8 protein-coding genes are annotated in these 10,530 nt (G+C 30.4%); 6 read left to right on the forward strand and 2 right to left on the reverse strand.

Annotation, left to right across the window (positions count from 1 at the left end; translation table 11 throughout):
- Positions 1-23 precede the first annotated feature (23 nt).
- Positions 24-1,295 (reverse strand): MFS transporter, encoded by a 1,272-nt coding sequence (locus AJ887_RS05770; RefSeq protein WP_070240239.1) that lies wholly within the window; start codon positions 1,293-1,295, stop codon positions 24-26.
- A gap of 174 nt (positions 1,296-1,469) precedes the next feature.
- Here AJ887_RS05770 and topA point away from each other — a divergent pair, with 174 nt between their 5' ends.
- The 6 genes from topA to AJ887_RS05800 all read left to right on the forward strand — a co-directional run bounded on the left by topA (position 1,470) and on the right by AJ887_RS05800 (position 8,599).
- Positions 1,470-3,572: a type I DNA topoisomerase gene (gene topA / locus AJ887_RS05775; RefSeq protein ID WP_070284953.1), complete on the forward strand. Its 2,103-nt coding sequence runs from the start codon at positions 1,470-1,472 to the stop codon at positions 3,570-3,572.
- A 1-nt stretch (position 3,573) separates the two neighbouring features.
- Positions 3,574-4,410 (forward strand): biotin synthase, encoded by an 837-nt coding sequence (locus AJ887_RS05780; RefSeq protein ID WP_002855968.1) that lies wholly within the window; start codon positions 3,574-3,576, stop codon positions 4,408-4,410.
- Positions 4,391-5,566, forward strand: a complete 1,176-nt coding sequence (locus tag AJ887_RS05785) for a cation:proton antiporter (RefSeq protein ID WP_070240237.1) — start codon at positions 4,391-4,393, stop codon at positions 5,564-5,566. The genes AJ887_RS05780 and AJ887_RS05785 overlap by 20 nt, the downstream gene beginning before the upstream one ends.
- A gap of 114 nt (positions 5,567-5,680) precedes the next feature.
- Positions 5,681-6,949 (forward strand): citrate synthase, encoded by a 1,269-nt coding sequence (locus AJ887_RS05790; protein WP_070240235.1) that lies wholly within the window; start codon positions 5,681-5,683, stop codon positions 6,947-6,949.
- A gap of 78 nt (positions 6,950-7,027) precedes the next feature.
- Positions 7,028-7,792 carry a 3'(2'),5'-bisphosphate nucleotidase CysQ gene (locus AJ887_RS05795; RefSeq protein ID WP_070243354.1) on the forward strand — a complete coding sequence of 255 codons (765 nt, stop codon included), beginning with the start codon at positions 7,028-7,030 and terminating at the stop codon, positions 7,790-7,792.
- A 39-nt stretch (positions 7,793-7,831) separates the two neighbouring features.
- Positions 7,832-8,599 carry a hypothetical protein gene (locus tag AJ887_RS05800; protein WP_083262112.1) on the forward strand — a complete coding sequence of 256 codons (768 nt, stop codon included), beginning with the start codon at positions 7,832-7,834 and terminating at the stop codon, positions 8,597-8,599.
- Between the two features lie 3 nt (positions 8,600-8,602).
- On the opposite strand, the gene AJ887_RS05805 is transcribed toward AJ887_RS05800, so the two are convergent.
- Positions 8,603-10,360 carry a hypothetical protein gene (locus tag AJ887_RS05805; protein WP_070284955.1) on the reverse strand — a complete coding sequence of 586 codons (1,758 nt, stop codon included), beginning with the start codon at positions 10,358-10,360 and terminating at the stop codon, positions 8,603-8,605.
- Positions 10,361-10,530: the final 170 nt, after the last annotated feature.

A 10,530-nucleotide genomic window follows, 5' to 3' on the forward strand; every position in this document is an offset into this window, starting at 1 on the left:
TAAAATTAGCAAGATTTTTCTTGCTAATTTATCCTAGGTTTTTGCTTTAAAAATAAAAACACAATGCACACTATAAAAATTACTATTGACCATATTAAAAAAGCATCTACAAGACCCATTTTCCTAACGATAGGTTGAGAGATAATAGGACTTAAAAATTGTCCTAAAAATATACAACTTGCTAAAATTCCATAAGCCCTAGCGCGAGCATTTTCAGGACAGATTGAAAAAAGATAAGCCGTATTATTTACAAGCATAATACCTCCGCCCATTCCAAGCAAAGCTAAGGCGATTAAAACTGTGAAAAAGCTATCTACTAAAAAAAGCAGCAAAAAAGAACAAGATACGATAAAAAGAGTTAAAACATAGATAGTTTTAATACTTAAGAATTTTATAATATATCTATAGCTTAGAGAGAAAAAACCATAACATAGTGCAGACACAGACATCGAAATACCTATATATTTAGGGTCCAATCTTAAATGTTCTTCTATATAGTAAGGAAGTTGAGTTGGCGAAATATAATAAACTACCATGATAAAAAAACCTATAAAATAGATAGGGAAAAATTGCCAATAATTTGTTTTTGCTTCTATTTTTGTATGATTATAGAATTTAAATTTTCTAGGTTCAAAAAGATAAATGATAGTCATTAAGGTAATTAAAATTCCAAGTCCATACACCAAAAAAGGATAACGCCAAGAATAACTTGAAACAAATCCCGCAATAGAAATAAAAATAGCACCCCCTACCGCACAAAAAAATCCTTGAAGACTTAAAGCATTTTCTCTGCGATTAAAGCCACCGCGACTATAATAATCTCCAAGTAAAGCCGAAGCGCCTGTCATTATAAAAGCAGTTGCCATACCAAAAATAGCTCTTGAAGTCAGTATAGCATAAATATCATTTAAGAAAAAGCCACTTACTCCAGAAATAGTCCAAACCACCATAGCTGGAAGAATGAATTTTAATTTGCCAAATTTATCCATTAAAATACCAGCGAATGGAGATAAAATGACAACAAAAATAGCAGGAATGGTTAAAACTAAGCGAACAAGTATATCAAGATGAGCTAATGTGAAACTTGAAGCAAGAGTAGCACCACTTTGGGTTAAAAGTTCTTCAAAATGTCTGTTGATAGCAGGTAGAGCAGATGAAATGACTACACTTCCTAGCATAGTCATAGCGGCCATAGAAAACACAGCTGCTTTAAATCCGGATTTTTCGGTAATTTGAATTATTTTTTTATCCATTTTTGTATCATTTGGATGAAATTTATAAGTTTTGCCATTCATAATTTTGCCTTTTTTATTTTATTATACTCCAAAAATTATGATTTGTATTTAAAATTACTTAAAATTATATTTTATTTATTTTGTTATGATAGTTTTGTTTTTAAAATATATTTTATAAGTAGAATTTTAAATAATTTTAGCTAAATTCAGCTTTTTATTTAACAAGGGTGTAAAATGAAGAAAAATTTAATCATAGTAGAATCTCCTGCAAAAGCTAAAACCATAGGAAATTTTTTGGGAAAAGATTATGAAGTGATTGCTTCTAAAGGACATATTAGAGATTTACCTAAATCAAGCTTTGGGATTAAAATAGAAGATGATGAATTTATCCCTGAGTATAGAATCACAAGCGATCATAGCGCCTTAGTTAAAGAACTTAAAAGCAAAGCCAAAGATGCCAAAGAAGTCTATCTTGCAACGGATGAGGATAGAGAAGGAGAAGCCATAGCTTATCATATTGCAAAAGCTATAGGAAAAGATGAAAACACCTTGCCACGCATCGTTTTCCATGAAATTACTAAAAGTGCTATAGAAAATGCTTTAAAAAATCCAAGAAAATTAGATATGCACTCTGTAAATGCCCAACAAACTAGACGCCTTTTAGATCGCATTGTAGGATATAAACTCAGCCCCTTATTGGGGCAAAAAATTCAAAGAGGACTTAGCGCAGGGCGTGTTCAAAGTGCGGCTTTAAAGATCATAGTCGATCGTGAAAAAGAAATTCGTGCCTTTGTACCACTGGAATATTTTAGCATAGATATGATTTTTCAAAAAGATTTGGATGCAGAACTAGTTGAGTTTGACAAAGCTAAGATAGAAAAACTTACCATTATCAACAAAGATCGTGCCAAACTTGTACTGGAAGCTTGCAAAAATGAAGCTTATACTATAAGTGACATTGAAAGCAAAGAAAGAAAAATCGCTCCACCACCTCCTTTTATGACTTCAACTTTACAGCAAAGTGCTAGCAATCGCCTTGGTTTTAACCCTAAAAAAACCATGATGATAGCTCAAAAACTCTATGAAGGAGTAAATACTCACGAGGGCGTGATGGGGGTTATTACCTACATGAGAACTGATAGTTTAAATTTGGCCAAAGAAGCTATAGAAAATGCAAGAAAATTCATACAAGCAAATTTTGGCCAAGATTATCTTCCAAGCAAAGCAAATGTATATACTACAAAGGCCAAAGGTGCTCAAGAAGCCCATGAAGCTATACGCCCTACAAATTTAAGTTTTACTCCAGAAATTGCGGCCAAATTTTTAGACAAAGATGAGTTAAAACTTTACACACTTATTTACAATCGCTTTTTAGCCTGTCAGATAAATCCTGCTATTTCTCAAACTCAAAATGTGTTTGTAAAAAATGATAGAGCAGTTTTTAAAATAAGCGGTAGAAAAATCCTTTTTGATGGATATTATAAAGTTTATGGCGATATGGATAAGGATAAAATTTTACCAAATCTTAAAATAGGTGAAAATTTAAAAATACAAAATTTAGAAATGAGCTCACATTTTACCGAACCGCCTTCAAGGTATTCAGAAGCAGGCCTTGTAAAAAAACTTGAAAGTTTGGGTATAGGTCGCCCTTCTACTTATGCGCCAACTATTTCTATACTTACAAGCCGTGATTATGTAAAAATAGACAAAAAACAACTCATTCCTAGTGAAATCGCTTTTAATGTAACCGAAGTGCTTGAGAAAAATTTTAGCGATATAGTAGATAGTAAATTTACTTCAAACCTTGAAAACACCTTAGATGAAATCGCTGAAGATAAGGCAGATTGGCAAGAAACTTTAAAAGAATTTTACTATCCTTTTATGAGAAAAATCGAAGAAGGAAAAACAAAAATTGCTAGTCAAAAAACTGTCACAAAACTAGGTGAAAGTTGTCCTGATTGTGGCGGGGAACTTGCTATTAGAAAAGGGCGTTTTGGAGAATTTGTAGCGTGTTTAAATTTCCCAAAATGCAAGTATTCAAGAAATTTAAAAAGTGAAAGTAAAAATGAAAGCGAAAACACAGCCGCAAAAGCCAAAGCCAATGGTACAGGTATTACTTGTCCAAGTTGTCAAAAAGGTGAAATCGTAGAACGCTTTTCAAAACGCGGTAAATTTTATGGTTGTAGTGCTTATCCAAAATGCAATTTTATAAGCAAATACAAACCAAGTGAAGAAAAATGCGAAGAGTGTGGCGAAACTTTAGTGATAAAAGAGCTTAAAAAAGGTACATTCTTAGAATGCTTAAAGTGCAAAATCAAAAAAGAAATGAAGGATTAGAATGCAAATCATGCTTTGTGCTATTTCAAATATAGCGAGTGGAAATTGTTCAGAAGACTGTAAATACTGTACCCAAAGTGCCCATGTAAAAACAGATATTCAAAAATATCGTCGTAAAGAACTTTCACAAATCGTTTTAGAAGCAAAAATGGCAAAGAAAAATGAAGCCTTGGGTTTTTGTTTGGTTACAGCAGGACTTGGGCTTGATGATGAAAAGCTTGAGTATGTTTGCGAAGCTGCTAAGGCCGTGCAAAAAGAAGTGCCTAACTTGCTTTTAATTGCCTGTAATGGCATGGCAAGCGTGGAACAACTCAAAGAACTTAAAAAAGCAGGAATTTTTTCTTATAATCACAATCTTGAAACTTCTAAGGAATTTTTTCCGCAAATTTGCACCACGCATACTTGGGAAAGTAGATTTCAAACCAATTTAAACGCTAAAGAAGCAGGGCTTATGCTTTGTTGTGGTGGAATCTATGGTATGGGTGAGAGTGAAGAAGATAGGCTAAGTTTTAGAAAATCTTTGCAAGAATTACAACCTTTTTCAACGCCTATTAATTTTTTTATAGCAAATGAAAATTTAAAACTACAAGTTCCAAGACTTAGCGCTGATGAAGCCTTAAAAATTGTTCGTGATACCAAAGAGGCTTTACCGCAAAGCGTGGTAATGGTAGCAGGTGGGCGTGAAGTGGTATTACGAGAAAGACAATATGAAATTTTTCAAGCAGGTGCTGGGGCTATTGTTATAGGGGATTATTTAACCACTAAAGGTGAAGAACCAAGTCAAGATATAATAAAATTAAAAGAAATGGGATTTACTTTTGCATCAGAGTGTCATTGATACACAGGCTTTAATTGATTTAAAAATTCTTATTGTTATAGCTTTATGCTTACTTTTTTCTCCGCATATTGCAAAAATTTTACGCTTGCCTCTTTCGGCTACTGAAATTATTTTAGGGGCAATAATAGCGTATTTTGGTTTCATAGGAAAAAGTGAAAATTTTGCACTTTTAGCCAATGTAGGTTTTTATTATCTAATGTTTATAGCGGGCATGGAGGTAAATTTAAGAGCCTTTTTTAATATGGATAAAGAAGTTGTCAAAAAAAGTTTTTTTTATATTTTTTTACTTTACGCTTTATCTTCTTTTATAGTATGGATTTTTGGACTTTCTTTAGTATTTATTATCATTATACCTGTGATGAGTGTAGGGCTTTTATCTTTACTTTTTAAGGATTTTGGAAAAGAGTGTTATTGGCTAAATATTGCTATGATAGTAGCTACTTTAGCTGAGGTGATTTCTATTGTGCTTTTGACTATAGCGGGAGCTTTTTTGCGCGAAGGAATAGGTATTATTGATGTAGCGCAAAGTATTTTATATCTTAATATCTTTTTGGGACTTTGTTTGCTCGGATTTAAAATGCTTGGTGTGCTTTTTTGGTGGTATCCTCAGCTTAAAGTTGTGCTTATGCCATGGGAAGATAAAAATGAAAAAGATATAAGATTTTGTATGGCCATTTTTATACTGATTATTGTTGCTATGGTTATTACAAAACTTGAAATCGTTCTTGGCTCTTTTATAGCAGGTTCATTTATAGCTACTTTTTTTGATCATAAAAAAGATCTTGAGCACAAGCTTTCTACTTTTGGACACGGGTTTTTGATCCCTATTTTTTTTATCCATATAGGCTCAACCTTTGATCTTAAAATGATTTTAGATTATAAAATCGTTTTACAAGCATTTTTACTTATGTTTGTTATGGTGGGTTTAAGAATTTTATGTGCAAGTGTTTTTTTAAAAAGAATTGGTTTTAAAAATATGATTTTATTTGGTCTTAGTCATTCTATGCCTTTAACCTTGCTTATAGCAACAGCTACTCTGGGTTATTCGGGCAAGGTTATTGATGAGAAGCTTTATTCAGCACTTATTTTAACAGCGTTATTTGAGGCTATTATTGTTATGAGTATGATTAAATTTCTTTCTAATTCTAAAAAATGAAAGTTACTTTTTTACTCAAAAAAGCAAACAAAATCTTAAAAATTCAATAATAAAAAAACTCATAATCGTCCTTTTTTGTTAGAATTAATAAAAGTAACAATAAAAGGAGCGAAAATGTCAAATTCCGTTACTATAACCGATAATAGAAATGGAAAAAGCTATGAATTTCCTATATATGATGGTACAACTGGGCCAAGCGTTGTAGATATGTCAAGTTTTTATAAACAAACAGGAATGTTTTCTTATGATGAGGGCTTAACTTCTACAGCTACTTGTAAATCAAAAATCACTTATATTGATGGAGAAAACGGAATTTTAATGCACCGTGGCTATCCTATAGAGTGGCTTGCTGAAAACAAACTTTATTTAGATGTGGTTCATCTTTTACTTTATAAAGAATTACCTGATGCTACGCGTCTTGAAGCGTTTCGTTATGAAATGAAAAAGCGTTCTTTTATCCATGAAGGTATGCATCGTCTTTTTGATTCTTTCCCTGATAATGCTCATCCTATGGCAGTTTTACAAGGTGCTGTTTCATCGCTTAGTGCTTTTTATCCTGATCATTTAAACATGAACGTAAAAGAAGAATATATGGAAATGGCAGCTAGAATAGTGGCTAAAATCCCTACTATAGTCGCCACCGCTTATAGATATAAACATGGCTTTCCTATGGCTTATCCAAATTTAGATCGTGGTTTTACAGAAAATTTCTTATATATGTTAAGAACTTATCCTTACGATCATGTAGAGCTTAAACCTATAGAAGTAAAAGCACTTGATACAGTTTTTATGCTTCATGCAGATCATGAGCAAAATGCTTCAACTTCAACGGTTCGTGCTGTGGGTTCAACTCATGCTCATCCTTATGCCTGTATAGCAGCAGGTATTGGTGCACTTTGGGGTCATGCACATGGTGGAGCTAATGAAGGTGTTATTAGAATGCTTGAGCAAATAGGTAGTGTTGATAGGGTAGATGAATTCATCAAAAGGGCTAAGGATAAAAACGATCCTTTCCGTTTGATGGGCTTTGGGCATAGGGTTTATAAAAATTTTGATCCTAGAGCAAAAGTACTTAAAAAACTTCGTGATCAACTTATTGATGAGTTGGGTATTGATACCAATCTTATTAAAGTAGCAACGCGTATAGAAGAGATTGCTTTAAATGATGATTATTTTGTACAAAGAGGGCTATATCCGAATGTTGATTTTCATAGCGGACTTATTTTAAAAGCCTTAGGTATTCCAAATGAAATGTTTGCCACTTTATTTGTTATAGGACGCACCCCAGGATGGATAGCTCAGTGGATAGAACAAAAAGAGCAAGAAAGTCTTAAAATAGTCCGTCCAAGACAACTTTATTTGGGTGAAACTAGTAAAATTTAATTAAAATTTTTGTGGAAATTAAAAATTCCACAAAATCTTCTTGTATAATTTTAAAAATCTTATAGAAAGTTTATAATCATGCTTAATCTTGATAAATTTTTAGAAATTGCTATAAATGCTAGCAATCAAGCTTCTAAGGCTATTTTAGAAGAGAGAAAAAATTTCAAAACTTGGGAAAAAGAAGATAAAAGCCCGCTTACATCAGCAGATCTTGCTTCTAATAAAATTTTAAATGATATTTTAGGTTCTACGGATATTAAAATTTTATCAGAAGAAAAATTACTCAGCAAAGAAGAATGTGAAGAATTAAAAACTTTTTGGCTTATTGATCCTCTTGATGGAACAAGTGGTTTTTTAAAAGGCAGTGATGAATTTTGTGTTATGATAAGTTTAGTTCATGACAATCGCCCTGTTTTATCGCTTATACAAAATCCATCAAAAGGTGATATATTCTATGCTCATGCAAAAACTAAGGTTTATAAAAACGATAAACCTTTGCAAATTGACCAGCAAGAATACGAGAAAAATAAATATAAAGCCTTATTGAGTGTTAATCATCTTAGCAAAGAAGATGAAGACTTTGCAAAAGAGCATCAATTAAAAGCTATTAATATAGGCTCTGGATTAAAATTTTGTGCTATTTTAGAGGCTAAGGCAGGAGTTTATAAAAGATTTGAAAAGCTTAATATTTGGGATATTGTAGCAGGAGATTTTTTGATTAATCAAAATGGAGGATTTATGGGAGATTTTTCTAAAAAATACATTTTATATAACCCTTTAAATTATAAATCCAGTCCTTTTATTTGTGTTTCATCTATGAATTTTTTACAAGATTTTTTATAAAATAAAGAGTATAATTTTATATTTAAATAGTTTATAAGGATGAAGATGAGGTATTGTTTCATTTTGTTTTTAAGTTTAGTTTTAAGTTCTAATCTTTTGGCAAATAATTTTTCTCAGAAAAAGGTTATTAAAATTGAAAAAAGCACAGATGGTTTTGAGCTAATAGATCTAAATCAAAATGTTGCAAATCCAAATCTAGATCAACAAAAAGCATTGTTTGATAGTTCTACTTTGATTGAAAAAAAATCACAAATCAGCAAAGATAAAGATATTGATTTTGCTATTGTATTAACTTTTAGGAAAAATTTCGGTTATTTTTTAGATGGTTTTAGGGTGAGTGATAAGGAGTTTTCTACATTATTTGCTAAAAATTTGATTCAAAGTTTAAAACTTAATTGGGTTAATTCTGCTGCAAATGGTATTTATCAAAGTTCTAAAACTTTGTCGCATTTTAGTCCTAAAGATGCAAAACTTATAAATGTAAGTCCTTTTTTAACACAAGAAAAAGACAAGGCTAAAATGTATGCTAAATTTACAGATTATGTTGTGGTGGTAAATTTGCAAGATTTTTATGTAAATATTACAAATTATTTTATCACAACGAGTAAGGAAGGTGTGGCTAGTATTAATTTTAAAATCATTTCTACAAGCAATGGAAAAATTCTTTCAGCAAAAAATGCAAAATTAAATTTGACATTAAAAGGTCAAGATGCAAAGCAAAATTATCAAGATATTATAAACCAAATGCCAAAAATGCTAGCTGATGTTATCAAAAACCAAATTTTCCACCTAAAGCTCTTAAACTAAGCTTTAGTTTAAAATATCTTTAATCAGTTTTTGCAAATTCCTTTTTGTTTCTTCTTGTTCTTTTATGATAAAACATTTTGCTTTTGGCCAAAAATAACTTTTAGGATTTTCAAATTTTCCCCAACGCCAATCAAATCTAGGATGTAAAAGAACTATAGTAGGAATATCCATAGCTAAACTTAAATGCGCTATAGCACTATCAATACTAAGCATACAGTCAATATCATATAAATAATTTAGAGTATCATTCCAATTTTTTATAAGCTTACTTCTATCTTCTATTACCTTAGGTAATTCTTCTTTTAATTGCATTTGAAAAGAAATGATTTCATAATCTAAGTCTTTTAATATATCAAATAAAAATTCAAATTTTACATTTCTTAATAAATCAGAATTTTCAGCATTAGGAGTAGCATAAAAAATACCAAGTTTTTTTCTTTTATTATGTGGTTTTTTCTGTGGCAATATAGGTGTTTTTAATCGTGAAATCTCATCAAGCTTAATATCAATAAAAAAAGGCAAAGAACAAATAGGAATAGCATAATCAAAATTTGTAGGTAGATTTTTTAAAACCTTTACATTTTTAAAAATATCATCATTTTGATTTAAAAATTTGATTTGATTTTTAAACATTTCATACATGGCACTTTGAGGAGCAAATAAAACCTTTGAAGCGATTTTGCAAAGTTTTTCTAAGCATCTTGCATACATTATAGTATCGCCAAAGCCTTGCTCGCAAAATACTAAAACTTCTTTATTTTTAAAAGCATCAACGCCAAATTTATTAAAAGCTTTTAGGCTTTCATTATAATGATAAGTAGAAAAAGTTTCATTATGAGCATAAAATAATCTGCTTTCATAATACTTCTTGCCCTCTTCAAAATTATCATCCACTCCCATACGCATCAAAAGATAAGCCAAATCAAATTGATAGGTTGCATGAGAATCCAAACTAAGACATTTTTTATAAGCATGATAAGCTTCTTGATAGTTTGAGTTAAATTCTAATACCTTAGCATAGTTTTGCCAAAACTGTGCATGGTGTTGATTGGCTTCTTGTAGTGATTGAAAAAGTTCTAAAGAATCAGATATTCTAAAAAGCTTAAAAAGTAAGTATGCTTTTTGGGGTAAAATTTGATGAGTTAAAAAATCTTCTATTTTAGAAATGGTAAGATTTTCTTTGGTTTTACTATGAAGCCTATCTTCAAGTTTGACTAAATTAAGATTGGTTTGTTCAGCAATGATTCCTTTTTGTAGTTTATCAATCAAATCTTGCATAAAATGACATAAGTGTTCATGTGCATTTAATGCCTTGGTAAAATCATGTTTAAAATAAATTTCTGCATAATTTTTCCATAGATTAAGATTATACATATCTTTAGAAAGTAATTCTTTGAAAATTTGTTCAGATTCTTCTAGTTTATTACTCAGTTTATAAATAAAAGCCAATTCTAACTTAAGTTCATCTTCTAAATCATCTTTGCGAGTTAAAAGTGTTTGTAATAAATTCAAGGCTTCATCAAATCTTAAATTTTCAATATAGCTTTTAGCAAGTATAAGACCATTAAAACTTGTAGGATTTAAAGAAAAAAGCTCTTGAGCATAATATAAAGCTTTTTGAAAAAGAGAAAGTTTATAAGAAGAAAGCATAGCAAATTCTAAAGCAAATTTTGGACTTTCTTTTAAAAATTGCTCACTCAAGTTTAAACATTTTTCATAATTAGCATTAAAATAATAATAATAATGAATTTTATCAAACATGATCTTCCTAGATAATAAAATTAAAATCCTATATTATCCTATAAGTTGCATAAAAAGATAATTATATTTTTATAAAATTAAATAATAAAACAAAAATAAAAAAATAAATCCAAAAAAACATCCATCCCAATAATTTTAAAATTATCAGGATGAAATTTTAATAAGTAGGA

Source organism: Campylobacter sp. BCW_6466, from assembly GCF_001762835.1.
GTDB lineage: Bacteria > Campylobacterota > Campylobacteria > Campylobacterales > Campylobacteraceae > Campylobacter_D > Campylobacter_D jejuni.